The 26,296-nt window shown below is 40.4% G+C and carries 15 protein-coding genes; 4 read left to right on the top strand and 11 right to left on the bottom strand.

The genetic code is table 11. The annotated features are described in order from the left end of the window. Positions 1-126: 126 nt before the first annotated feature. Positions 127-894, bottom strand: coding sequence for a tyrosine-protein phosphatase (locus RYH73_RS17570; protein ID WP_335314760.1), 768 nt, complete (start codon positions 892-894; stop codon positions 127-129). Between the two features lie 169 nt (positions 895-1,063). On the opposite strand from RYH73_RS17570, the gene RYH73_RS17575 reads away from it, so the two are divergent. Together RYH73_RS17575 and hrpB are read left to right on the top strand one after the other, a co-directional pair. Further along, the gene (locus tag RYH73_RS17575) at positions 1,064-2,191 is read left to right on the top strand and encodes a DUF418 domain-containing protein (protein ID WP_335314761.1); all 1,128 of its coding nucleotides are present in this window, start codon (positions 1,064-1,066) and stop codon (positions 2,189-2,191) included. A 45-nt stretch (positions 2,192-2,236) separates the two neighbouring features. Beyond that, positions 2,237-4,729, top strand: a complete 2,493-nt coding sequence (gene hrpB / locus RYH73_RS17580) for an ATP-dependent helicase HrpB (protein WP_335314762.1) — start codon at positions 2,237-2,239, stop codon at positions 4,727-4,729. Between the two features lie 30 nt (positions 4,730-4,759). Here the strand turns inward: hrpB and RYH73_RS17585 are convergent, their stop codons facing one another. The 8 genes from RYH73_RS17585 to RYH73_RS17620 form a co-directional block, all read right to left on the bottom strand. Then, positions 4,760-6,400, bottom strand: a complete 1,641-nt coding sequence (locus tag RYH73_RS17585; RefSeq protein ID WP_335314763.1) for a sodium:solute symporter family protein — start codon at positions 6,398-6,400, stop codon at positions 4,760-4,762. Between the two features lie 11 nt (positions 6,401-6,411). Further along, positions 6,412-8,724: an FAD-dependent oxidoreductase gene (locus RYH73_RS17590; RefSeq protein ID WP_335314764.1), complete on the bottom strand. Its 2,313-nt coding sequence runs from the start codon at positions 8,722-8,724 to the stop codon at positions 6,412-6,414. Between the two features lie 100 nt (positions 8,725-8,824). Next, positions 8,825-11,110, bottom strand: coding sequence for a hypothetical protein (locus RYH73_RS17595; protein WP_335314765.1), 2,286 nt, complete (start codon positions 11,108-11,110; stop codon positions 8,825-8,827). Beyond that, positions 11,100-13,187 (bottom strand): sialate O-acetylesterase, encoded by a 2,088-nt coding sequence (locus RYH73_RS17600; protein WP_335314766.1) that lies wholly within the window; start codon positions 13,185-13,187, stop codon positions 11,100-11,102. The genes RYH73_RS17595 and RYH73_RS17600 overlap by 11 nt, the downstream gene beginning before the upstream one ends. Positions 13,188-13,190: 3 nt before the next feature. Further along, complete coding sequence (locus tag RYH73_RS17605) at positions 13,191-15,395, bottom strand: hypothetical protein (protein WP_335314767.1); 2,205 nt, start codon at positions 15,393-15,395, stop codon at positions 13,191-13,193. An 80-nt stretch (positions 15,396-15,475) separates the two neighbouring features. Then, on the bottom strand, positions 15,476-18,055 hold the full coding sequence (locus RYH73_RS17610; RefSeq protein ID WP_335314768.1) for a glycerophosphoryl diester phosphodiesterase: 2,580 nt from the start codon (positions 18,053-18,055) through the stop codon (positions 15,476-15,478). Positions 18,056-18,087: 32 nt separating this feature from the next. Continuing rightward, positions 18,088-19,587: a RagB/SusD family nutrient uptake outer membrane protein gene (locus RYH73_RS17615; RefSeq protein ID WP_335314769.1), complete on the bottom strand. Its 1,500-nt coding sequence runs from the start codon at positions 19,585-19,587 to the stop codon at positions 18,088-18,090. Positions 19,588-19,707: 120 nt separating this feature from the next. Further along, a complete protein-coding gene (locus RYH73_RS17620) occupies positions 19,708-22,731 on the bottom strand; it encodes a SusC/RagA family TonB-linked outer membrane protein (RefSeq protein WP_335314770.1) in 3,024 nt (1,007 codons plus the stop codon). A gap of 177 nt (positions 22,732-22,908) precedes the next feature. On the opposite strand from RYH73_RS17620, the gene RYH73_RS17625 reads away from it, so the two are divergent. Together RYH73_RS17625 and RYH73_RS17630 are read left to right on the top strand one after the other, a co-directional pair. Next, positions 22,909-23,937 (top strand): GntR family transcriptional regulator, encoded by a 1,029-nt coding sequence (locus RYH73_RS17625; RefSeq protein ID WP_335314771.1) that lies wholly within the window; start codon positions 22,909-22,911, stop codon positions 23,935-23,937. Between the two features lie 145 nt (positions 23,938-24,082). After that, the gene (locus RYH73_RS17630; protein WP_335314772.1) at positions 24,083-24,247 is read left to right on the top strand and encodes a hypothetical protein; all 165 of its coding nucleotides are present in this window, start codon (positions 24,083-24,085) and stop codon (positions 24,245-24,247) included. A 447-nt stretch (positions 24,248-24,694) separates the two neighbouring features. Here the strand turns inward: RYH73_RS17630 and RYH73_RS17635 are convergent, their stop codons facing one another. After that, entirely contained in the window at positions 24,695-25,516 is an 822-nt protein-coding gene (locus RYH73_RS17635) for a DUF5009 domain-containing protein (protein ID WP_335314773.1), read from the bottom strand. A gap of 15 nt (positions 25,517-25,531) precedes the next feature. Beyond that, positions 25,532-26,263 (bottom strand): hypothetical protein, encoded by a 732-nt coding sequence (locus tag RYH73_RS17640; RefSeq protein ID WP_335314774.1) that lies wholly within the window; start codon positions 26,261-26,263, stop codon positions 25,532-25,534. Positions 26,264-26,296 lie beyond the last annotated feature (33 nt).

Genomic DNA, 26,296 nt, shown 5'->3' on the forward strand with positions numbered 1-26,296 from the left:
GGGATGAATATCGGATAAATAATATTGTTTCTGAGCGGAATGTCCTTAAATTGTATACAAACGGAACGCTTTTGAGTATTATTATCCATTCATAATCACCCTGTAGTGAAAATAGCGTTTCAACAACTACAACAGCTCTGTATTTTTTATAGTAAGATGGCCTAAGTCCTTGTAAGCTTGTCCACTTTTTATATATTTAGTTATTTTACTTAGCTGCTGAATATGGTGCAGATCCGTCCCTAAAAAATCATACATGTTATTTTTTACAAGATAATGTGTTACAATAGCGACCTGCTTACCATAATATCCAGTAGGTGAGAGTAAATTTAATTGCAATAAACACCCCATCTCTTTCAACTCATGATACTTTTTCATTTGTGACGAATAGAAATTATACCGTTCGGGGTGTGCCATAATTGGTTTATAACCCTTTGATATAATACGTTCTATTGTCTGTTCTAATTGAAAAGGTTCCGCTAACCAAGGCATTTCAACTAACAAATAATTGGAGGGAAAAGGTCGCAAATCTTCCTGTTCTAGTAAAGAGTCAAACTTTTCACCTAACATATACTCCGCTGATGAATGTGTATAAACGTCTGCAAGACCGGTTTGTTCCATCTCCAAGTATAATCTGTCATGTGCACGATCAATCGTTTGATGTGTATTAGGAAACACTTCATCGTATATATGCGGAGTTAAAATAAACTCTTTCAAGCCAAGTGACAATAACTTTGTTAAAAGCAAAAGAGATGTTGTAACGTCAGCAGCACCATCATCTATTCCAGGTAAAAGATGCGAGTGTATATCCGCCCCAACCCATTCTAAATTTGTATATCCACTTTTTCTAAACAAATTAAACATCACCAATATCCTCTCAACATAAACGATTTTCATCGTATATATATTGCGTCAACGTATTACACCGATTTGATATATATCTTTTGGAAAATCCCTGACAACGATGATCAACTATTCCCAATCTTTCGTGTAATTACTCATTTTTATATCAGTTCCTATCCATTACCACAATTAATTAAAAACCCCAACTTAACTTTGTACTACCATGACCGATACCTCTTTTAAAATCGACTCCTCAAGAATCTCTATCCTCGATATACTTCGAGGTTTTGCTTTGTACGGAATTTTATTAGCCCATGCCGCAACCATATATCTTCTTGAGCTACCGATAGAAGGAAAAGACATACAAAATGAAACAGATCTTATAATTAAAACAGTCTTAAATTTATTTATTGAAAGAAAGTTTTACTTAATATTCTCCTTTCTATTTGGGCTCAGCTTCTATATCCAGTTTAGAAACGCAGAAAAAAGAGGACATCCTTTTACAATAAAATTCATCTGGAGGCTGTTTATTTTGTTTGTTATCGGAATATTACATCACCAATTTTATCCGTTCGATATCTTACATATTTATGCCATTATGGGTTTGCTTCTAATCCCTATCAGACGATTGGAAAAAAAGTATCTTTTAATCGTAACAGTAATTATAATTAGCGCTGCCACCGTATTTTCAGAGTTTGGTCATCAGATCAAAAGTTCTTCATCTATGACACTGATGGCTGATTTGGGATTTCCTCAACGTATTATTCATCAATTATCATCGGGTCATTTTCTCATGATTTTAGGATTATTCTATTTTGGCTACTGGGTGGGACTCACAGGCATATTTGACACCAATGATATACACCCCGATTTAGCTCTGAAAATTACGCTTTTTTGTACAATTACGCTTTTCTTAACTGTGCTCATTGGTAGCAGCATATACAATGATATAACACTTGGTCCATTGAAAAGCCTAAGCCTCTCATTTTGTTATATAGGGATTATTTGCTTGCTATACGCTCACGGGGGGAAAAAGAAATTTATCTGGATTGCGTTAGAAAACTTGGGTCGCATGGGCCTAACAAATTATGTATTACAGACACTTTTTTTCTTCGCTCTTTTTGAGTTTGCATACGAAAACATAAGAAATGGCCAACTACTTTCGATTGTATTAATAGCGAACCTCTTTTATTTTATTCAAATCGCTTTTTCTATATTTTGGTTCAAGAAGTTTAAATTTGGACCGTTGGAGTGGCTCTGGCGTAGCACTACGAATTTATATAAGACAGCAACACCTGCAAACAAAGGACTTCGAACAATTGTAGAACAGGATGTCCCATTTCACCAATAGACAGGACGTTGATTGTTCCGTGTCTATTGTGTAGTTTTGTCCTACATGTCATCTATAATAAACGGGACAGCCTTACCGATTAAGCAAATCATTCCGCAAACCCGGGATTTACTAACGCAATATCCCAATTTACTAGTTAGTGCCCAGCCTGGAGCAGGAAAAAGCACAATCCTTCCTTTATCATTACTGAATGAATCCTGGCTCAATGGCAAAAAGATCTTACTATTAGAGCCACGCCGATTAGCGGCAATTACTATCGCTAAGCGGATGGCGTCCCTCTTAGGTGAAGAAATAGGAAAAACCGTAGGCTATCGCATCCGCTTTGAACATAAAGTAAGCAATAGCACACGAATAGAGGTGGTAACAGAGGGTATATTAACACGTATTATTCAAGATGATAACGCACTAGAAGACTTCGGGTTAATTATTTTTGACGAATTTCATGAAAGAAGTATCCATGCAGATACTGCGCTAACACTTTGTCTGGAATCACAAGCGATTCTGCGCCCAGATCTACGATTGATGATTATGTCAGCAACACTTGATCTACCTAATCTAGCTCAGTTTTTAAAGGCCCAAACGATTGAGTGCCCGATGAGAATTCATCCAGTCGATATCATTTATACCACTGAACAAAATTTGGAAAAACTTCCTTCTTTATGCGTTCAAACCATACTTCGTGCGCTCAACGAAACGGTTGGAGATATATTGGTATTCTTACCGGGACAGGCAACGATTAATTACGTCAAGGATTTATTAGGTACTAAGAAAATAGCGGCACTTGTCCATTGTTTGTATGGACAGCTTTCATTAGAAGCGCAACAACAGGCTATTTTTCCTGATGCGAATGGTTACCGGAAAGTCATATTAGCAACTTCTATTGCAGAAACAAGCCTTACTATAGAAGGCGTTCGTGTGGTAATAGACAGCGGCTTCACGCGCCAATCCATCTTCGATCCTAAAACAAATCTATCAAGTTTACAAACGGTTAACATCAGTCTCGATTCAGCGACTCAACGAAGTGGCAGAGCCGGTAGAACTGGTCATGGAACCTGTTATCGCATGTGGTCCAAAATGCAAGAAGCTAAGATGAAAGTCTATCGCAATCCCGAAATTGTTGACGCCGATTTAATGCCCTTAGCTTTGGAACTACTCAAGTGGGGAGCTTCAAGCGTAGACCAGTTAAAATGGCTAACACCTCCACCCTCAGAACGGTACTTGCAAGCGCAAAACATGTTAGTTCGCTTTGGCGCCATCATAGATGGTAAGATAAGTCCTTATGGCAAAGCTCTACATTGTTTGCCCAGCCACCCGCGATTGGCTCAGCTGCTATCCAAGGCAGCGATAGAAAAGACATACTTGCATTTAGCGACTGATATCGCGGCTCTATTAGAGGAACGTGATCCTTTAAGTCATCAAGATGAGACGGATTTCAATTTGCGAATAGAAGGCTTGAGAAGGGCAAGAAAAAATCACATGCCCTATAACCCCTTCTCCAAAGTCATTAAAATTGCTACTCACTACAGAAAAATATTCGGTATTGAAGAAAATAATGAACCTTTTGATCCTTACCTAAGTGGCCGTCTTTTGGCCTATGCCTATCCCGATCGCATTGCGGGTCGTGTTACGTCAGGCAGCAATCGCTTTATGATGACTATTGGACGAAAAGCGGGACTTCCTCTTACAGATAGCCTATGCAATGAGGATTTTCTAGTAATTGCCCATGTTGATCTTCGACGAGGAGAAGGTAAGATTTTTCTTGCAGCACCTCTGAAAAAGGAGGATATTCTAGATTCCACAATAACTAATACAACCATTCAGTGGGACTCAAGTAAAGGTATTCTTCTTGCCAGAGAAGAATGGAAAATCGACAATTTAATTATTCAAACAAAACCGCTGCAAGAAATTCCCACCGACCTAGCAATCGACGTTCTACTAAAGGTCATAAAAAAAGAAGGATGGCATTTATTTAATTACAGTGCAGAGGTCGAACAATGGCAGAATCGGGTTACGACTTTAAGCGTTTGGGATCCGGAAACAAACTGGCCTAACGTGGATACGGACAACTTACTTAATTGTATGGAAGAATGGTTAGTTCCTTATCTCACCTCATGCCGAAAAGCAGATGATTTAAAGAAACTAGACCTCGCCTCAATATTAATTCATTGGCTCCCCTTTGAGTTACAAAACAGGCTGGAAGAACGGGCTCCAAGGAAGCTTACCGTACCCAGCGGATCTCAAATTACGCTTCATTACTTATCTAATGGCGAACCGCCCATTTTAGCCGTGCGCTTGCAAGAAGTTTTTGGTTTGCTGGAAACACCCACCATTAATCAAGGAAAAACCCCGGTATCTCTTCATCTACTTTCCCCTGGTTTTAAACTTGTTCAAATAACCGCTGATTTAAAAAATTTTTGGAACAATACTTACTTTGAGGTTCGAAAAGAGCTTAAAAGACGATACCCTAAGCATGCTTGGCCCGAAAACCCTTTAGACGCAATGGCCGTTCGCGGAGTTGTTAAACACAGACTTTCTTAACTATCAATCATTCAAGTCACAATAAATCGCTTAAGCATTTGAAACAGATTTCCAAATAGCACCACCGCCCAAGGTTATCATTGCTCCTACAATCACCGCTATCAACCCATCATCTGCCACTATACCTAACAAAGCAATTCCTATCCCAACAAGTGCAATTGAAAAGCCAATAACTTTTACACCAAACACATTTTGTTTCATGGAATCTTCCCGTTCTATATATTCATCCATGGATACTTCATTTTTCAAAAATGTTGCATCATGTTGCTTTCTGTTAATCAGCTCAAATAATGCCAAAATAACTAACGGTAAACCTACCCCCAAGCAGGTTTCCAAAAAACGATCCAACTTTAGCCCCATGACAGATGGTGCACCGATTTTCATCCATATACTTACTACCAAACTAACAATAGATGCACAAACAATCGATTTTGCCGTTTGCCTTTTAGAAAACAAGGACCAAATCAAGGGAGCGAAAAGAGAGCCACCTGCTATTGCCGCAGTACTTAGTACCATTTCAACAATTCCGCCTACTTTCGGTATTAATATCGCAATGATCATCGTTAGTACACCAAAAACCGCGGTAAAGATACGTGCAACCCATACCAGTGTTTTCTCTGATGCTGTTGGAAACAGTAATTTTTTATACACATCATTGGCGAATACGACAGCCACTAAATTTAACGTTGTATTGGCTTTACTGGCGGTAGCAGAGATCATACCCGACAAAACCAATCCTATCAAACCAGCTGGTAAAACGCGTTGGGCCATCATCATGTAGGCCCCCTCTGCCTCTATTCCTTGCAAACCAGGATTAATAACGCGGTATAACATCGGAGGCAGCATCCATATAAAAGGACATACCAAATAAAGAGCAGCAAAAAGAAATGCCACTTTACGAGCATTCTTTTCATCTGATACGCTTGTATATCGTTGCACATAAGGCCAGTTCCCACCAATGTAAATAGTTTGATAAAGCAAGAATGCAAAGAAGAACCCGACACTGTATTCACCGTCAAAGAAATCGAAAAAATGAGGTGGCACCTTGTCAATAAACATTGCTATCCCTCCTGCGTCTTTCAAAGCAAGTGGAATAACGATCATAACAGCGGCAGATAAAACGACGAACTGTACAACATCTGTAACCAAAACTGCCCATAGCCCACCGGCTGCTGTATATAAAATGATAATTCCTCCAATAATGAAGACGCTGAGTTCAATGGAAATACCCGACGCAACGTTCACCATTTTACCTACTGGATATAAAACCGCCGCTACCGAAAACAAACTATACAAAAGTGTTAATGTGGTATAAAACTGTTGGGTTTTGACACCAAAGCGAACACCAATATATTCGGCTGCTGTCAAGGCACCGGTTTTCTTCCATCTATGTGCAATAAAAATAGCCGTAATTACACCTCCAAGCATCATGGTGAGCTGTATACCATTCGCTACAAAGCCAGCCTGATAGGCAATAGATCCCCATACAACGAACGTACCCGCTGAAAAGTAACTAATAAATAAAGACAGGCCGTTGATCCACCATGGTGTATTACCACCAGCTTCAAAGAAGGTAGATGTATTTTTACTCCCGGTATACGTAAATACCATTCCTATACATAAAATCAGAAAGGCAAAAATGCCCATTACCAAGTAGTCAATTGTACTCATTTTTTTGAGGGTTAAATCTGAATATAGCTAGATGGAGTACTATAGCAACGAACCGCAAATAGGGCAGCCGGAATATAGACTGAAGGATGTTCCATTTTTATAATCAATCTATTGGTTTCTATTGGTTTTTCAAACGTAATTCGATTGATGGTTTGATAATTTCCCTTTTTCGTATAGCAGACCTCTTCCTTATCGTCAAGTAACTCATAATTCTTCACGCAAAAAGGCATTTCGCGTTCTGGATGCGTCATTAAAACCGACTCCATAGGATGGTCAAAATCGGTATCAAAAAACAAAACGATACTGCTTAGTCGCTGTTTTTTCGGCCACGACAATTCAATTGTTGGTGTTGTATCGGCAGGATCAGCTACCCAGGCATTACTCTGTATAGTTGGTCGCTCTATCCCGTTACGAAGGAATGTGGTGTCAAATATAGAAATAGGCTTTGATAGACTAAAGCATATATTTTGTCCTGCTGGTCTTCGTTGAGGACACCAAAATTCAAAAGCCTCTACCCCCATATTGGGTGGCGGTTCTTGTCTCCCAAAATTAGATACTGCCCTATTTTCACCGTTAAAAACAGATACAAGCCCCGTAACCCGTTGCTCTGTGTAAGGTATAGACACATTTTCATTTTCTCTAAATATAAGAAATACATAACCTGGCTGATCAAAACTGACGTTGAAGCCTATATTTACCTGCTGTCTCCCGTCTGGCAACGCCAGCACTTGCCGTTCTAATAAAACATCAGGCGTAAAGTTGCCCGCTAAACTACTTTGAAACAGGTCAACAGTTATAGAAGTTGGTTTACTTGCTTTTATCGATAAACTAAAAGAAGGGCAAGGGCCCACTGGCATTGGCAACAACTGTCCTGAAGCAATTGTCAAAGGCTTCCATTGAACATCGATGGCTTCGAAACCTTTAAAACTCCATGTTGAAGATGTTTTAATGTTAGCAACCTGTGCCAAATCTGCAGCATCACGATATATCATATTTGGTATATGGTGTCCAACCTTCATCAAATGTTGCTGCAGAAGTAAGATTCTCTTTTCCTCAAGAAGTTCCTTTGGTTGCAAGTCGAGTTGTTTGCATAAAGCAGCGGCCATACCAACAGCTTCACCCACATAACCACTTGTGGCCATAACGCGAGTTGCCCCAAAGGCCACGTGACTTACACTAATGATACGGCCGGTTAAAAAGAGATTCTTTATATTTTTGCTATACAAGCAACGGTAAGGAATTTGGAAAACCCCCTTGCTATGCCACTGGTCACAGCCCCCCTGCTCACTGAAAACGCCATCAGCGGGATGTAAATCAATCGACCACCCTCCATACGCCACCGCATCTGTATGTTGTCGCTGCTCAACGATGTCTTGCTGCGTTAACATATAATCACCCTCAAAGCGCCGGCTCTCCCGTTTACCTGGAATGGTACCTACCCATTCTAGGGTCATTGTTTCTGCTTCAGGAAACTTACCTGAATTCTTAATGTAATCCCATACACCATAAACAATTCGCCACAAATCCCATTTAATTTTTTCGCTATCATATACGGTGTCCATACGCCCCCCGTGTTCTACCCACCACAATTTGCAACCAAACTCACGAGCATTGAAATTGCGGAATCGTGGAATTTCTTTCGTAATATCCATCGCAAACGAAGGAGGAATAAACTGAACCGGTTTACCGACATCTTTACTATAAAAATATAAACTATGTCCCAGGAGCTCTCCATAAACAGCATCCGGAGCCATCAATTCACCGAACTCATCTTTACTCTCTGCTCCCATTCTAAATGCCGCTCCGGCAAGAAAAGCGATAATGCCATCACCCGACGCATCACAAAATCGAGGCGCTTGCAAATGATAGGCCGTTGAATTTTGGCTGCAAAAAGCCTTTATAAACTTAATACGATCTTTTCCTTCCTTCACTAAATCATATACCACTGTATTGAGAAGCAAAGTAATATTCGATTCATTATAGACTTTCTCCAATAAGATCATATCTAATATGAGTGGATTCCCCTCTGGGTTCCGAAACGTATTCTCCACTAAAATTTCATCCACTACTCCCCCCTCTCTGCTCCATCGATTATTATTACCCATATGAGAAGTAGCACCCAAGATCCACAACCTAATTTCGCTGGAGGCATTCCCTCCTAGTATCGGCCGATCCTGAACAAGGATCACACTAATGCCTTCACGCGCCGCTGTAACAGCCGCACAAACACCAGAAAGCCCTCCACCTGTAACAACGAGATCAGCCTGCAAAACCGCTGTACGTTCTCGTCTTCCACCTGCTACAAATTCTTCTTTAAACTTCATCTGATAATATTTATTGATTTCTTATTCATTAATCGGTTTCCAATCCCATCAAAGATTCCTTTTTATAGCTATCGATAAGTCGTGATTGTTATCCTGTTATCTATTTATTTTCATTCTCAATTTCATATTGATGCCCAGGCATCAATCGGAAACTGTTACATTTATCGCCTTTTTTTAATTTTAGTTTAAATTCTTCATTTGTATTGAGATCTGTTACTTTAATATGCTCATGGAGAACACCTTCCGTTTTTTTATGAATAATGGTTTTTTCATCACTAGCTGGAAAATAACATTCATAGGTAAATGGATCCTTGCTTACAGGATAGATATCTGCATAAAATTCCTGATTCTGTTCCCTGACGAGAACTCCTTTTCCACCTATAAACAAGGGCAGTTTATCAACAGGGAGTTCATAGTTCGGTAAGATACAGGGGCCATTAAAAGCCGTTCCCTTTTCATAGTCTATCCATCTTCCTGCGGGCAGGTAAACATTTCTTGAAGTTGCCGTAGCATAATCATTTCCATATAAAGGCGCAGCCAATAAAGATTCGCCCAACATCCAGCTATATTGCTTATGCATCTTCCCAGCTAAATAGTAGGTATTTGTATCCTGCGAAAAGGCAATCGGTAATGGTGTCATTGTATAGGGGAAGCCTTCATGAAAACTTTTAATCGCAGCGTTATAGAGATAAATTGCATATTCAGCATGCCAATCGGCCGCTTTCTTCACTGCTTCCCGATAATGTGATTTCGTTATGTGCCACGGTCCAAGCCCCATCGCCATTACAGGGCTCACAGCTGCCAGCATGGCATTTCTTACAAAATAAATTTCTTGATCGTCTGTAAGAGGCAGTTTTAGATACTTACCGGCCACAATATCTAAGTAGACCGCAGCTACGCCGCTTGCCGCATAATTCAATCCATTAATAATAGGCCTATCCTGATCATAACCATATTGGGTATCCTCCAAACGTAAAATGTCTCCCGGTACAGCATAAGCCCCATTCCGAGCCATGATTAAATACCCTTTCTTCATCAAAGACCTATTCACATCGTCAGCCTTTGCATCGTTGTTAAGTTTAGCACCATCGAGTAACATGAGGTCCTCCTTAAATCCTTTCACACCCCATTTATCTACACCCCTCACATACCAGTCGATTGCCTTTTTATTCTCACTATTCAATAGGAATACATTACCTTGTGGAAAATTCACTCGAAACGTACTCGGTTTCTTAGCATCATCTACGGCCACAAAATAGTTTGAATCCAGTCCCTGACGGGTATATAGGCCATCATTTCTTTCGCAATAATTACCATGAAATTCCTGAGTAGCTTTGAAGTTAATACGTAACCCTAGCAACAAATCAATATTACGCTTATTGAAAAATTCTTTAAACCCGCTTACATAGGGATATCGTGGAGAAGGCAAACCATCCCTTCTTCCCGCCTGTGGTTCGTTATCCCATATACCAAAACTCGTGGTACTGCCTTCATTCGGACCCCTTCGTTCACCTTTCCAAAATCCGGAACCAACCACCCCCCATTTTAATTCGAATCCATGCTGCAAATAATGATCAATATCCTCTTGTACCGATTGTTGAAAAGTATTCCATCCTAAGGAGCCGAAAGCTTCGTATCCAAGTTTAAAAAACCGGTATTTCGGTTTAACATCAGGATATCCCTCCCGAATTTTTATCTGCTTATAATTGCTATAGATTAATTTGGTCTCTCCAAGGAAGTAATAAACGGTGGCTTTCTGAACACCTGTGGCTCCTAACCGATTTTCCCTATCAGTGATCGCTATTCGTTTTGTACGCTTTTCAAAGAGGACCTGTGCAAATTTATTTGATGGAAAAAAAGTGAACGTGGATATGAAACGATGCTCGTTATCTCGATTACCAAAATCATTATCTATAAAATGATCGATAGCGGTAGATTCACCATAACCTCCGTGATCCCCCAACCCATAACCGGGCTTTGTGGCAGCGGTGCAAAAATCAATTGTAAACAAGGTATCAGTGCTCTTGCCTTCGCATGAGTCCAATTTTATAGAAATATAATCCGGGAACAAAAGCACGCTTAGCCTCGCTCTTGTTCCCTCTTCATTTTCAACTTCCAGTTGACACTCATTCTCGTTCTGTTTTAATACAACAATCGCATTGCTGATAAGTGGTGATTTGTTGACACCCTTAACAAAACAAACACCGCTAAGAGGGTGGGGTGATATACTTGATTCTCCCCTTAATTGAACACCGTAACGCAGTCCTTTTGATAGGAGAAAAAAAGTATACTGATTTTTTTTAATAAATAGTGTATCCGGTAGATCCGTTGCTTCAACATAGCAATAAATACAACAAAACAACAAAGCAAAAATTTTACTTTTCATTCGATAGATTTCCCTTTACTAAAACTTTTCCTATGTAGATTTGAGAACGGGCGTATTTTTCAGGGTGTTCGGTAATATCCTTCAATTGATTTGCACCTAAAATCAGTCGTTTATCAGGTATTTCTTTATCGATGCTAAAAATTACCTCATGCTTTCCAGGTGTCGTTTGTATTATAAAAAACTGTCCCCGATAACGGTTATTACAGTTTATGTTAAATCGATTAATAGCGATATCGCCGTCTTCTACAATTTTATAACGGGTTCCTTTATCGACAAGTAAATGCACATTCTTCCCATCTAACTCAACCGCAAGCTGTCCAACTTCAGGTCCGCCGATATCAAATAAACCAATAGCTTCTCCTTCAAAGCGGATTTTACAGAACGCACCTGGTTTATCGGCAGTCATTACAGTAGGAAACCAGGCCGAGAATTGTTGCAGGGGTCCTGAAGTCGGAATCTCCTTCCAATCATCCGAGAATATTGCTCCTTCTTTCGGATCCAGCCATCGCGCGTTTTCCCATTGATCTTTGTACAATGCCATTGGCAAACCGGTCACGCCGGTTTCGTCTGAAACGGGGCACTTAAGTGCCGCAGTAAACATTCTTGCGATCGCTGCTCCATATAAATTGCCCCCACTTTGTAATGGGTGAACCCCATCTTCGGTAAAAACCGGTCTTCCAAATTTATCCTTAGCATCACCTTTTGCTATTAGCTTTTTCTGTTGTACCATCCAAGCTGGATATACCGCCATATGTACTGAAGGTAATTGATAATGATCAGCTAGCTGTTCCAACAAAGCAATATGAAGCAATAAGTTCCCTCTTTGATAATCGGCTAATTGACTTGCCGTCGCGACATACAACAAGCATATGTCTGTGTGAGGGCTGGCTTTTTTAACTTGCCTAATAATTCCTTCCATACCCTGAGGGAATCCACCATTGGCTGCAAACTCTATAAAAACTAAATCCGGTCGTTGTGACAATAATTGTTCCGCGACTCTACAAGCTCCGAGATCGGCATCTGTTCCCGGTATGCCAAATCCCAGTTCAACAATTTTATTATTGGGCAATAATTCGCTTATATATTTTGTTGTCTGCTTACGATATCCCAGATCCGCTTGTGTAATACTTCCCCCTAAATAACCCACACGTATCTCTTTATTCTCTTTCGCTCTTTTAAAGAAATTGGACAATCCCTTTCGCAGTTTAAACTCTTCAATGCCCGCGATCCGCATGGCTTCCGACATAGGCAATGTTCGTTTAGGTAAGTGAAGTGTATGAATAATTTTAAATGCTAAAGAATCGCCTATTTCATTCAACCCATCTTGATTATAATGAATATCATCTATCATCAATCCTCTCCGTGCAAATAGATCCGTCCCTTCAAATGCAATGTACACGCCATTCATTTGTTTTGCCACCCGATCTTGACAAGCTCGTACTTTATCAAACCCTTCCCTAGTATGATTTTGATAATAGCCTGTTTTTACGATGAAAAATGCGGTACGCGTTTTTAATTCAAATCTAAATCGTTCGATCAGATTACTAAGACTACGCTCGTAGTTTTGTTGATTTAACTGTCCCTGGTTAATGGCATTGGCATCGCGCTCTCCTTGCATCCAAAGAATACCACTAAGTGGTAGACCCGTCTTTTTCATAGCAGCTCTCACCTTCAAGAGTGCATTATTGAACAAGGTGCCGGTTGGAGCCCATGTATCGTAGTTACGCAGCTCGGCTTTTTCATTGCAGGAACTGCCTCCTCTTGCAGCAGACACTAATATGATCGTATCGCCCGTGTATTTGTAAAAAGTATGAACGAGAGCAGGCCACGCGCTTCCAGACTTGGCCGACTCGAAATTCAATTCACTAACACCAACGGGATCGATAACAGGTTCTATAGTATCTGATTGATAGCTATATTCATAGGCTGTACCAGGTATTACAGCAGGAGCTAAAGTGGCTTCACCCTTTCCAACGCCATTGCTCTGCCCAGCCACCAAAAACAAATATTTTGCTGCTTGCGCCTTCCAAACATAGCAAGCCAAGAATAACAAAATATAATAACCTTTAAATCGCATTTTTTAATGAATAGTGATTGTTTCCATTTTACTAAAATGTCCAAAACCATAAGAAAAGCGGAGTACATCTCCCTTCTTTAATTGATAGGATAATTCCTCTAGCTTTAATATCTTTCCAAAGAACAACGCATCCGGCCCTTCCTCCTCTAGGACGATCGTTCTTTCGTCTTTGCCATTTTTAGTCACATGCAATTTGGCCTTCTCCTTTAACAACGGGTTCATATTCAACGGGGCAGCGAGTTGTAATTCAATTTCTTTATCCTTTAATTTACCAAGCACACGCAGTTCAGTTAAATCATAATTTCTATAGGCAATACCTTCCATCCAAGCGGTGTTAAAGGTCACCCACCCTTCTGTATGGCCAGGATCTCCCCCATAGGGATTGTAAGGATACACATCTTCTTTTGGTGAGCCATCCAATACCCCCCTTACCGTTTGTAGCATGCCCGCCCCACCTTCGTACTCCTGAAACCAACCAAGGTCTGCACCCTCAAAATCCAGACAGGCATCATAGCTGTAATGTCTGCCTGTAGGATTTCTTCCAAACACATTATCAATATGTCCTACTGCCAGTTCATCTAATCTTTGATTTAGCTTTTTCTCAAGTAACACTTGCTTTGCCGCCAAGGCAGCTGCCGGAAACCCAGCAATATTACCTGGCTCGTTAAAGCTGCCGTTCGGATTAAACGTTGGATCATTGGATGGTTTAATATCAGGTATTACCCACTTATCCCCTTTATATTTTCTAAAATCCCATAGATTATCAGATCGCTCGACTACAACTTCTGCCCAAGACTTTATCTTTTCAAGCAGCCCTTTCGGTGCTTTATCAGGATACTGTTGCAGAAAATAGCTCAGCGATTGTAGGGTTACATATTCGTTCATACGTTGCCCCTTTGTAGTAGCAGGGTCCTCCCAGTCTAAATTGTCAATGAGCCAACGTACTTGTTTATCTGCAGCGTCCCAATAACGGTTGATGTCCTTTCTCCCTTCCCTTTTTGCAACCTCATACAACATCAGATTTGGCACAATGGAGTGTCCTGGAGGAAACTGACCTTTTCCTGTTCCTATAACGGTATACGTCTGAAAAAGATCTGCATTATGTTCAATATCATGCCAAGCCCACCGACCATTGTCAGGATTAGCCCACATGGCAAACACGTAGTCACGCGCTTTTTCATACACTTCTTGAGGGATGTATTTACTCAAATAGGGATAAGCATATAAAAAATAGGCCAGCTGTTCCTTCAATAGGGTGTGATTCACCTTACCCCTCATATAAATATCTACCGCATAATATATGAGGCGAACAATTTCTGGTGTATTTGCAGGAAGCTCTTTCGTCAGGCCCAAGTATTGACCTTCAATAGGCATCCGTTCTATTTCAAACGCATCCGGATTAGAAAAGTAAAGATTAATTAAGGCCTGCAATTCAAAAGAAAATTGATGGCTATCTCGCCAAGCTACTCCTAAAAAGGGACAACCGGCGTTTTCTGCAGTTGGGGTATAAGCGCTGGTATTTCCGTACCAGCACCTATCATCTATCATAAACCGCAATGCGGGTTTATATGAAACTCGTTCAATTAAATAGGGAGCTATAATAAAAGGAAAAGATTGGCCTGTATGCTGACCTTTAACGACTACCTTATAACTGAAAGTCCCTGTCGGATTAAATGCAGTAAAATCGCCTATTTTATCTTTTATTATACCTTTAAACAAAATCTTCTCACCTTCTGCTTCCACAATATAGAAAGGTGTTCCGTCCTCAGCAAGCGGTGCCGTAAACCGTTTTACAGCTCCCGTATTGTAACCGCTCTGATTCACCATCACGGGTTGTAGTTCCTTCGCAAAGACCTCCAGCTCTCCCATTAGTGTTTTATCCTTCGGCTTGTATTCAATAATTAGCTTATTAGCGCTAACAGGCGTAAAGCTAATCAGCTTTCTTTCCGGCAACACCCCAACAAAAGCTTTCTTTTTTTCAGTCCCGTTAATGGTATAAATACGGAGTGTGTCGGTTCCCCTGAAACCCCTTAGCAGCACTCGATCGATATCAAATACCCCTTGTAAGTCTACCTCAACCCTATTAATCGGTGCAGCTGGATAGGCATAAAACTGGGTAGCATCATCTCCGTCAACAAAGTACTTTCCAAGATTATCGGAAATTCCAGGAGTGACTAAAACAGGCTTTCCTTTTACTAGATTAAGCATTTGGGCTTCAAGTTTACCGTAAAACAATACGCTTAAAGACAAGAGACTTATTATTAACTTTGTGTTCATCATTGGCTTCATCAATCAAATTTTATAACGCGCAAACCACAGGCAGGAATACGTATACTTACTTTCTTTTCAATGGGTGCGCGCGCTAGTAAGACAGCTCCACGTTGATCTAGCAAAACGGCGTTCTCAATTGACTTCTTTCGGTTGAATTCATCGAAATGGTTAATCGTTAAATGAGCGTTTTGTTCAGTAACGCTATTATTCATCAACACAATATAATAGCTATTTTTGGTCAAACCTTTGGCGCAGAAAAAATCAATTTTTTCATTATCTAAAAAAATCCTGTTTTTAGGAAAATCCAATTCCACCTCATCATTAAACAGCTTACCAGGTGCAAAACCATAAGGTTGATGTGGCCCAACCTTTGGGGTTAAAAATCCCCTCGGAAAATTGATCAAATGATTTGTTCTTAAGGATGCTTCAGAGAGAAGGTAATCCATGATCCACCCGATTTGCCACCAAGCATGATGCGGAAACGGCCCGGGACCTGCGTTCATTGTACTCCAATAATAAGAAGCGACATGGCTGGCGGGATCTATGAAGGCATCTCTTCCCCAAGCTGCAGCACGAGCCATATCAATAAAAATTGAATCCTTCGTAAGGTCAAACATCCGAACAAACATGCCGGCATGACTAGCTAGCAAAATTGGCCCGGAGACATTAGCAGAACCAAAAATCCCCCCATGTTCAAAACTTAAACCCACTTGGCTAATCTGCCAGTCCTGCCATTCAATTTCTCCCACGTGTTTTTTGATCGTCGAGGGGATGGGATGTGTGTAAATGGATGTAGTATATAAACGAGCGGTTTCAATAGCCGCTTTAAGATAGGTTTCTTTTTTTGTGATATCATACAAATCAAGAAATGCTTGTGCCGTCTGTCCCGTAGCAAAGTCAGGTGCAAAACGAACATCTCCGCAAACTCCTAAAAATGAGCCCCTATTAACTGCCTCCTGCATCAACCACTTAGCACCTTTTTCAGCACCATCCAAATACCTTTTGTCTCCTAGTAAACGATAGGCTACCACCAATCCATAGAAAGTAGGTCGTCGGTCTGTCAATTCCTTAAACACCGGATGTGTTGTCTTACGATCATAAGCAACTTCCCATCTTCCATCTGCCTTCTGCCAGCTCAACAACTTATCGCCACCTACTCGCAATCGTTTTAAAAGTGCTGAATCTTGCGGTTCATATAATAAAATATTACCAAGATCAATCATCGTATAATACGTAAGCGCGATCGGTTCTACGTAATTCCCCCATTCTTCTGTAAACTGCTTTCCTTTCCATAAATAATACTGGCCAATTGCGGCACCTTGAAAAAAACCCGGATCCTTTTGCTGTTGAACCAATTTGAAATTACGTGCATAAGGAAGTCTTTCTTTTTGAAGTACGCTATCAGCACTTAATTTAGCGGTCATCCACATCGCACCATAGTCAGAATTTTTAACCGCATCATGATCGGATCCGGCAATAGGCCCCAAATAAGCTTGAGCACCAATTTTTAATCCTTGATAATCGTATACATCCCACAGAGATGTTGAGTCGTTCTTCAGATAGTCGACCATGGCACTAATACGATGTGTAAGTGATTCTTTCGTGGTCTTTAATCCCAGAAAATCTTTGAACCGATAAATATCATATACAGCATGTTTGTAGAGATCGAACCAGTTAACAGCATTTAACACATATCTAAAATGAAAAACGCGTTGTTCACCAGGCTGCATATACGAACCCTCCTGTCCTAAAACAGGGTGATATAAGGTTGGTGAAAGTTGACCTTTACGATCCATTAACGACAAACCCAACTTCCACTGTTGCTGTGTAATCGTAGTAGATTCCCAAGGATCCCTACCTGTCCCAGGTGCAGGTATCACAGCGAGGCTTAATCCGTTTTGATGCTGAACAATCGGTGCTAAAGTACTAGCTACACGCTCACGTACAACAACTGGCTGAGCCGGTATCCCCTGTCCATATCCATAAGCTAGCATTAAGTTTGGTTCCAATTTTCTCCCTTGGAAATAACCTGGAAGAATTGCCCATTTTAGTTGATTCTCTTCTACGGGATATAGGGTTGGGCTAGCTATCGCGTAATATCCAGCTTCTTTTGCTGTAACACGTATCTCTACCAAGATATCGCCAGGGTAATGATCATCCAATTGCCATCGTGATTCAAGAGAAAGTACATCGATATTTTGCTTAAAATGCAATTCTCCATCACGCTCATCAACTTCTTTAGGAAAAAAAGAGAACGACTTACCTGCAGTATTTAAAGGAACGGGCAGAAGTGCTTCTTTCCACATCTTCAGATTATGGGGATAAGCTTTTAATAGATCCATCTGATAAGCCCGCTCGGAGACATTGTTTGTATCCGGTATATTCTTGCTGAATAATATGGTGTATTCCCCCAGCGGTTTAGGCACCGATTTCATGCTTTGTTCGCCCTTCAAAATGAGTTGATTCAAACGATAGCCTTGTGCTGTTTCTTTCCACTGCAGCTTAAGATGCTTATTTTCCAAATCTACATCCGATTGCGCAAAGCCAACTAGACTTATAAAAAGTGAGCTAATACAAACAAATAAGCGATATTTCATGCAAACTTCTTTTTTCTCCATGTCAACATACCTTAATTCCAGTCAGGGTTTTGTACTAATTCTCTATTGGCATTTATTTCATCCTGTGGAATTGGAAAATACCGATATTTTGCCTGTATGTTTCGTTGTGGATATACGTCGTTCGTTGCCGTTGGGATAACCGTCATAAATTTACCTGTTCGCGTCAAATCATACCAACGATCCCCTTCGGCAAAAAACTCCCATGCTCTCTCTTGTATTACCGCATCAATAAAGTCTTCATTTCCTAAACCAGTTGCCAACTCCTTTAGACCGGCACGTGTACGAACAGTATTTAGGTAGGAATAAGCCAGTGACGTCGGCCCATTTAGCCTCGCCTCCGCTTCCGCTGCAATCAAATACACATCAGCTAAACGTAAAATGGGGATATTCCGAATTGTACCGGTCGTAGATACTGGATCCTGATACTTTTTAATTAAAACCGCTTGTGGTGTAAAGGGAGAAATATTTTTTTGTGGAACCCATTCTCCATCTCTATTCAAGTAGGTCGTATCTAATAACTGTCTCCTTTTATCTGTAGAGTCAAATGACTCAAAAAACGACATATACGCAAACATAGAACCAAAGGATGTGCGAGCATATTCCACCCCTGCGCTCCCTGAAGGACCGCAAAGTCCAACTAATTGATGTCCATTTCCCGGTGAAATAGGATCACATTCGTAAGACCAGATCATTTCTTTTCGCGCCTCATCTTCCTTTGTGTAAGCGTATAAATCCACTACATCCGGTATTAGTGAATAGGTTCCTGAACTTATTACCGATTGTGCTTTTTCCAGTGCGGTCGACCAGTCTTCATTATATAGGGCTACTTTAGCATAAAGAGCATGAACGGCTTCCCGTGAAGGCCTTCCAGCCTCTATAGAAGGGTAAGAAGGTAAATTAGCGGCATAAGCATTATCCAAATCACTATATATCTGACTGTACACATCGGGTACTGCGCTTTTAGGTGTATAAGCATCTGCCTCCGTTACACTGGGGCTAATTTTTACTGGAATTTCGCCGAAATTTTTTGTGAGCATCCAAAGATAAAAAGCCCGCAAAAAGTAAGCTTCACCTAAAATTTGTTGTTTCCTAGCTTCATCCATAGTAACTTCCGGCACTTTCGTAAGCACCCAATTTGCTTGTTCAATACCGCTATAGCAAGACGTCCAGATTTGCTGTGGCGATTCATTTAATCTACCCTGACTTCGCTGGATTGTATACGTTGGATCGAGCGTGAAAAGTGTCAATGAATTTCGCCCAACCACAGCACGTGGAAAAACCTGATCACTGCTCAGATCAGGTACCAAGGTCGCAGCAGGACCTCCATATAAAGGCCCCATCGCACCGTACACAGCTAAAAGACCTTTCTCAGCGTCTGCCGCTGTTTTATAAAACGTTTCCGTTATAATGGAAGAATAGACATCCTCATCCATGGAACATGAAGTATAAGCGGCACATAAAACCAGCGCCGAAAACAACTTCGCAATATTTTTATATTCAAAAGTTTTCATCTTATTATTTTCTTTTTTATTGCTGATGAGAGCTCGAGTAAATAATAATTGTCAATATTATTTACATCTCGGTTTCATCTATTTAATTTTTCAAATAACCATAACATAAGCCCATTCTGCTTAAAAATTCACCTGCACACCCGCAATAAACGAACGTGCTTGCGGATAAACCAAATTATCAACACCAATTTCCTTATTCGAACCCGCAAAAGTGTTAACCTCCGGATCATAGCCCGAATAATTAGTAATTGTAAAAAGATTATTGCCGCTTACATATACCCTAACATCACTCAACACGCCCTTTAATCCCGATAAGCGATATCCCAAGGTTACATTTCGTAACCGTAAATAAGAACCATCTTCCATAGCGTAATCGCTTATAGGCAATCTCCCTCCTATAAATGGACTGGAATATTGATTATTGTGATTCTCCGGCGTCCAACGATTCACTACGCCTTTAAATAAATTCCGTTGCCCGATGGGGTTCTCAAATGACAACCTACTGATATTATAGATATCGTTTCCTTGCGTTCCCGACAAAAACATACTCAGATCAAATTTCTTGTAACTCAGATTTGTTGAGAATCCATAAATAAATTTAGGATTAGGGTTTCCGGTAATGATCTGGTCGTTCGCATTGATAATCCCATCATTGTTAATATCCTTCACTTTATGTCCACCCACTCGACCGTCATAACCCGGAACAATTTCGTCTACACTTTGGTTGATCCCATCAAACACATAGGTTTTAAAAACACCCAAAGGTTCTCCCACTTTAAGGAGTGTGTAATTCGTAATAAACCTTTCATTCGTAACACCCCCATCTAAATCCAGTACCTTATTTCTGTTTATTGTCATATTGGCCGCCACTGACCATTTAAAATCACCTTCAAAAATTATCGCATTCGCCGCTATTTCTACCCCTTTATTCTCCAAAGACGCAAAGTTTCCTATCATCGTCGAGTATCCGGAAGAAAGAGGAAGTGCTTGCACATATAGCAAATCATCGGTACGTTTATGATAATAATCGGCTACAAACGATAATCTATTACTGAATAGGCTTACATCCAATCCGATATCCAATTGCTTGGATTTTTCCCAGCGCAAATCCGGATTCGCGATACCCGTCGGTCCAATAGCTGTCAGCCATGTATGATTGATATTATAGCCGCCATTAGAGGCCACCGTTGCGAGCGACTGATAAGGAATAATACCACCGGCGTTGCCGCTGACTCCATAGCTGGCTCGGAGTTTTAAGTCAGATATTGTTTTTATGTCCTTTAAAAAGGGCTCTTCAATAATTCTCCAGGCACCAGAGACTGCTGGGAAAAAACCATATTTATTATTTGCTCCAAACTTACTCGACCCATCTATCCTTGCCGTTACATCCAAAAAATACTTGTCTCTAAACCCATAATTAATCCGCCCCATGTAAGAATCCAATCGTTGAGAAGTTTTTTCGCTTGAAACCGTCCGGTTTAAGGCTAACTGCAAGGCTTCATTTGCAGTCGCATCATTCGGAAATCCCGTTGCACTGATCCTGTTCATTTTATAATTTTCCATCTGCGTGGCAAATAAACCGGTAAATTTCAATGAATGATCGTCTCCAATTTTGGTCGTATAGGTCAATAAACTTTCATGGAGCAAATTTAGATAGTCACGATTCTCCTTTGATGCCGAACCGGAATTCTCATTAACATCTGCCGCATTCAGAATGGATAGGGGAGAATAATTGTCATACAAACGGTTCTCAATATCCGAATTAAATGAGGCCCGATAAACCAGCCCTGGCAAAATAGTATATTCGCCAAATAAATTGATTAAGGTCCTTTTAATGTTATTTCGCTGTAATATCTCCGTAAAGTTAAGCGGGTTTACCACCTCTCGATATCGACCATTCCCTTGTTCACCGAAGGGAAAAACAGAACCATCTGTCTTATAGGGCTGTAAAGTCGGTGGAGCACCAACCGCGGCTCCCAAAACACTTCCGGTTACCACCCCACCACCGTCTAGTGTTTCAGCGCCGGCATTAACGCCGTTATTTGTAGAATAACTGCCTAAAATGCTCGTTCCTATTTTAAGACGATCGTTAATCTTATGATCAACGTTTAGACGATAAGAATAACGTGTGAAATCAGAATTTACAATAATCCCATCTTGCTTAAAATAATTTAAGGATAATGATAACTGCGTCTTTTCATTTCCTCCATTTATAGCCAGTTGTTGGTTATTAATGGGTGCACTTTGAAAGATTAGATCCTGCCAATCGACCCCTTCTCCGAGAGATGCAGGATCAGCATAGTAATTATCTTTAAAGACTTCATTCTCCAAGGTCGCAAATTCAGCTGCATTTAGTAAATCGAGCTTTTTACCCACCTTCTGTATCCCATAGTAACTTTCCAGCGCAACACGGGTAGCGCCTTCCTTACCTCTTTTTGTAGTAATCAGCACTACACCATTTGCGGCCCTTGCACCATATATAGCAGAAGCAGAAGCATCTTTTAGTACTTCCACCGATTCAATATCGTTTGGATTAATTGTCGAAAGCGGACTAACATCGTTAATGCCTCCACTGTTTGAAATCTGAATTCCGTCTACGATATAAAGTGGTTCGGAGTTTCCATTAATAGAATTCGTTCCACGTATCCGCACACTCACATTTCCACCTGGTGAACCGGAGTTTTGATTGATCTGAACTCCCGAAACCCGAGATTGGAGCCCCTGTGCTACGTTCACAACTGGCATTTGTGTCAACTCATCCGCTTTTACAGATGCAATAGAGCCGGTAGTTTCAATTCTTCGCTGCGTTCCATACCCCACTACAACAACCTCATCTAATGCCTCCTTTTTTTCATTCAAAGCGACTTCAAGTATCTTTTGATTCTCTTCAAGTGCATGGGTATGTGTCTCATAGCCCACTAAAGAAAATTGCACTGATTTGTCGGATGGATCTAGTTCGAGCACATACTTCCCGGCTGCGTCTGTTTTCGTTCGCTGCTTGCCAACTACTGATACAGTAACACCTGGTAGTGTTTGTCCAGTTACTTCATCACGCACGAGGCCCGAAATTGTTCGTTTTTTTTGCGCCGAAACGGTTCCCACCCCGATCAGGACGCAGAGAAAGGTTAAAAAAAGCTTATACATGGTTACATTAATTAGTTTTAATTGGTATGGTCTGGTCTGGTAAACAAATCACGAGACAATAATAGGAAATACATTTCAATTTCCAAACATTTTTTTATAATTTCGCTTATTGCCATCTATTTACGGACAAAAAATCCCTACATAAACTGGTCTGCTTTGGTAAGAAAACAACATACTATGTCTATTGAAACGAAAAATCCTGAGGAGAACAAAGAAGCTTCTGCACAACGCATGAAATACCTACAGCTTGTGGATTATATATTACAATTGATAGAAAAAGGCGAGCTGCAGTTAAACGATCGCCTGCCTTCGCTCAAACAATTTGAGCAACAGTTTAGAATAAGCAAGGAAACTGTTTTAAAGGGGCTAAACTATCTGTTGGAAAAAGGAATCATCGAATCCGTTTACAGAAAGGGGTATTATGTGCGTAAAAAGTCGGTCGATCATAGTTTCCGTATCTTTCTTTTGCTCGACAAAATGAACCTCATGCGCGATAAGTTATATCATACATTATTCGAAGCCATTAAGGACAAAGCGGATATTGATGTTTATTTTCATCATCATAACCCAAAAGTTTTTGAGAAATTAATTATGGAAAACCTACATAGTTACACCCATTTCGTAATCGCAGCTTACCTTAAAGAAGATGTATCCACTGTACTAAACCAAATACCTGCACCTAAAAGAATACTGATAGACTTTGACCAAGCAAACCTTCAGGGCAATTATTCATCCATTTATCAGGATTTCAAATCAGATATTTATGACACTTTATCACAAGTTGCAGCGCCATTAACAAAATACAAGCAATTGATACTTATTGTGCCCACTGAAGCTTTTCATGCTCGTTTAGTGATTGAAGGGTTCTTGCAATTTTGTCAGGAACATCAATATCCTTACATTATTCAACATGAGATTTCATCAGCCAATTTCCATAAAGGCAATGTATACATTACCTTTAGCCGATATGACACCGACGATGTAGCGCTTATTAAACTGGCTCGCAAAAAGAACTACCACCTGGGAAAGGATATCGGCTTAATCTCTTATAACGACACGGATGTCAAAGAAATTTTAGAGGGCGGTATTACGGTGATTTCGTCTGACTTTGAAGTGATGGCAAAAAAGGTGGCAGAAACCATCGAAGAAAAGAAAATAATTCGATACCGCAATCCAACAAAATTAATCTTGAGAAGCTCCCTTTAACAGAACCAGATCCCTGCTTAACATCTCACATAAAGTCAATTCCACGCAATAGAAAAACAGCTCGCTTTTTTGAGAAATAATGTCCCAAAAGTGTTGATTGACAAACAATTTCAAACAGCTACATTTGTTTACCTAACAAAATGTGATGCTGACACTATTTTATATTTATATGCGATACAGGGGAGAAGTAACGGTGGTACTTCGTGAAGTAAGAGCGGACGAGGTAGACAATCTAGTGAGCGCGCTTAACTTATTAAGCGACAATGGCGAGATTTATTACAAAAAACCCGTAACAGTAGGGATCAATTAAATGATTGACATTAACCAACCTTACATATAGGGAGCTGCAAAATCAGCTCCCCGCTATTAGGTTGAAACATCGATTATAATTTTAAGCGGACATGCATACGAGTTAAGCCCCAGACCAACCCGATCATCGCAAAAGCCCATGCGACAGATCCACCTACTGCCAATAATTCATTAGACGACTGCTTATAAAAAAAAGGAATTCCTAAACCCCAGCAGCTAAAATAAATTATATCCGGGGCCAAATAAATCGTTAACGAGTTTCTGCCGGCAAATTGAAACAGGCTACCCCAATATACGGTCCTTCTAATGTCAATTAAGAAATATAAACACGCATAAACTAAAAGGCTTATACCATTACAAACGCAGACCCAACTTGGTGTCCCATCAATCTTTGACAAAATAAACCAGTGACGAAGAATGATCCCCAACACAAGGCTGACCACACCCATCAAACCAATAAAAAGCAGATTTTTTTACTTGGCTTTTTTTCACTTCTTATCAGAACCCCTACTACCAAACCAGCCAATACAATAGAAGGGATGCTTCCTTCCAAGACGACATTGAAGACCGAGCCAAATAACCCAGACCATGTCAATATACCCAATTGGGATAATATGTTCAACCCTATAAAGAAACCCCATATAAAAAGAAGTGGAATTTTTCTTTCGCCGAAGAGCAAATAGGCTAAAGTGGCAACGAAATAACCCCACCCTATCAGACCTAAAATACCCCACCAGCTAGTTGCCAACCATAACACCTTCCCTGGTTCACCCGCCTTAAAAACGGCAGCAAGTACAATCATAGTTATCAATCCCAGTCCTTTCAAACATAAAAAAAACCGCGGCCTTCCTGTACGACGTGGATAATTGTTCCAAATCAAAAAAATACTCAGATAAAGTAAAATGGCCCAGCAATATTTGTTCATTCCTGTAAGCGCCTCATTTAAACGCTCAATATTTACCATATATACACCTATCAGAAGCAGGCTTATCGTACGGATTATAATATGCCCCATTAAGCGTAATTCCGATTCACCATTATGAAGTCTCGAACGAATAGCGTAGGGTACAGATACACCAACCATAAATAAGAACCCGGGAAAAACCCAGTCAGCCAAACCCATACTATCCACGTTGGCTGGCGCATGAAGTAACCAGAAGGGCACACCCGGTTCATACAAATCATTCACAAACAACATGAGCAAAAGCGTAAACCCACGCATTATATCAATTGATAAAATTCTTGTCGAATGACCTTTTTCTAAATTCATGTGACATTGTATAAACTAACGGAATTGCTTATTCCCGGAATGACGATCTTTTTTCCGCTTACTCTTCCATTCTTTCGGTTGCCAACCATATGTATTAAATCGATAAGCAAGGTTATAAAATAAACCAACCTGTATGTTTAATGAGGTCGCCAAATGTGCCCAAACGCGATTATATCTATCCTGCTCCATTTTTTTGACCTGAGCAATAGAACCCGGGTCATATTGTTCTTCATTAGCCATCTCAATCCGGGTCCTAGCCGTCGGAATAAAAAAACCGCCATTCAGATTAAGAAAAAGATGTTTTGAAAGCGCCAGTCGTGCAATACCCATACCCACATAAGGTCTTATCTTGCTAAGATCAGCTTCGTAATATTTTTCCCTTGGTCTACCAATCACCCTAGATTCTCTAAAAGTACCCATACTATGTTTCATAAAATAATAAAAACCAAGGCTAACAAACCATTTGCGAGCCAACCAGCCGTCTCCACCGAAAAGCGGTTGCCAGTCTATATTTAGTCCCGTCAATGCACGCTTTGGCTGATATATTAAGCCGTGATAATGTTTGCGCACTTCAGGTAAATAACTCGCATGTAATCGAACATTTAAATCAGAACGAATTGGATAATTAAATTCAGCACCAACACCCGCAGTCCCTACTTGCAAACCGACGGAGGAGGAGAAGGCACTATGTTCGGGATATCGATTTTGGGCTGTACAAATAACACACAAGGAATGAAATAGAAACATACATAAAAAGATTCGTAACATGGCTTTCATAAT

This window comes from Olivibacter sp. CPCC 100613 (assembly GCF_036959255.1).
GTDB lineage: Bacteria > Bacteroidota > Bacteroidia > Sphingobacteriales > Sphingobacteriaceae > Olivibacter.